Annotated in this window: 1 protein-coding gene; it reads left to right on the top strand. The window is 52.0% G+C overall.

The window, feature by feature from the left end; translation table 11 throughout:
• On the top strand, positions 1 to 1,885 hold a 1,885-nt coding region (locus tag QT979_RS28765; protein WP_333312375.1), incomplete at its 5' end, for a calcium-binding protein.
• Positions 1,886 to 1,902 lie beyond the last annotated feature (17 nt).

The raw sequence follows: 1,902 nt of genomic DNA on the forward strand, positions 1-1,902 counted from the left end.
CATCCCAGAACCAACACCCACACCCGCAGCGGAACCAACACCCACACCCGCAGCGGAACCAACACCCACACCCGCAGCGGAACCAACACCACCCCCCATATTCAACCCAGTACCCGAACCAGATACCAGTTGCGGTTGCGCCCCCCTGCAAGGGCCCCCTGTGATCACATTTATCCCCCCCCAGCCTTCCCCCATACTCAACTTCGACTCCAACGCCGCCCAACTCATCGACATCCAAAACACCAACATCGGCACTCCCGGAAACGATTCCTTAACAGGAAACGAAACCAACCAACTGTTTCTCTCCTTTGGTGGCGACGACACAGTATTAGGTGAAGGCGGCAGCGATATCGCTTTCGGCGACCAACAGCGAGATTACATAGCTGCCGGTAAGGGCAACGACATCGTTTACGGCGGCAAACAAACCGATGCCGTATTTGGCGGCAAACAAGACGATCGCATTTTTGGAGATCGCAACTCCGACACATTGTACGGCGATCGCGGTTCTGACACCATAGTCGGCGACAACGGCAACAACATCGACTTAACCGACAACGACAGCGACCTAATTTTCGGCGGTTCTTCCGGCGACGCCATTGCCGGCACTCAAGGCAATGACACCGTTTACTCCGGCAAAGGCCCTGACATCGCCTATGGTGGCATCGACAACGACCTAATTTGGGGTGACAAAGGCCCCGACACCCTGGACGGCGACAACGGAGACGACTCTTTGTTTGGTGGCCTCCTCAACTCCCTAGACAGTGACCCCGACGGCTTCGATTTGCTGACAGGAGGCGATGGCAACGACTTACTTCACGGCCAAGAACAAGACGACACCTTGCGAGGTGGTAACGGACGGGATTTGCTGTTTGGAGGCAAAGGGGGCGATCGTCTTTTCGGCGAAACTGACTCGGATACTCTCTACGGCAATCAAGGTTCCGACACCATCATCGGCGACTACGGCACTGCAGCAGGTAGCACAATTGCGACTGATGAAGGTGATTTAATTTTCGGCAACGACACCGGCGACATCATCGGCGGTGGCAGCGGTAACGATAGCATTTTTGCCGGCAAAGGTAATGACTTAGTTTACGGTGGCAAAGACAACGACTTGATTTGGGGCGAACTCGGTTCCGACACGATTGTCGGCGATGAGGGAGACGATTCGCTTTATGGTGGCTTGCAAAACGAGTTAGTGTCCGATGTGGATGGCCGCGACTTGCTATTTGGCGGAGATGGAAATGATTTTCAGGGTGGCGGTGAAAGTTCCGACTCTCTCGATGGGGGTTCTGGTAACGATACCCTTCGTGGTGGCAAGGATGACGACTTGGTAAATGGAGATGCTGGCGATGATTTGATCTACGGCGATGATGGTAGCGATATTTTGTGTGGCGATGAAGGTAATGATACCATTAGTGGCGATCGCGGGGAAAATCTGCGAGGGGCTGTGGGTGAAGACGGTCAGCAAGACTGTATTAATGGTGGTAATGGCGATGACCTGTTATATGGCAATGAAGGTCAAGATGCTCTCAATGGTGATGATGGTAATGACACTATTTATGGAGGGAAAGATCGCGATATTCTCAATGGGGGTGCAGGAGATGACTGGCTGTTTGGTGATGGCTCAGATGATACTTTGATTGGGGGTACTGGGAGTGATCGCTTTGTGTTAAGCGCTAATAGTGGTATCGATACTGTGCTCAATTTTTCCGTAGGAAGTGATCAGTTTGTTCTGGCTGGTGGCTTGAGTTTTGAGGCTTTGCAAATTAACTTTACTGCGAATGCCACACTGCTGCAATTTGCTGCGACTGGGGAGGTTTTGGCTCAGGTTTTTGGTGCTGATAATTCTATCACTGCTCTCGATTTTCTTACTCTTTCTCCTTGAAAACAAAGCGCATTAAA

Source organism: Microcoleus sp. w2-18bC1, from assembly GCF_036700365.1.
Lineage (GTDB): Bacteria > Cyanobacteriota > Cyanobacteriia > Cyanobacteriales > Microcoleaceae > Microcoleus.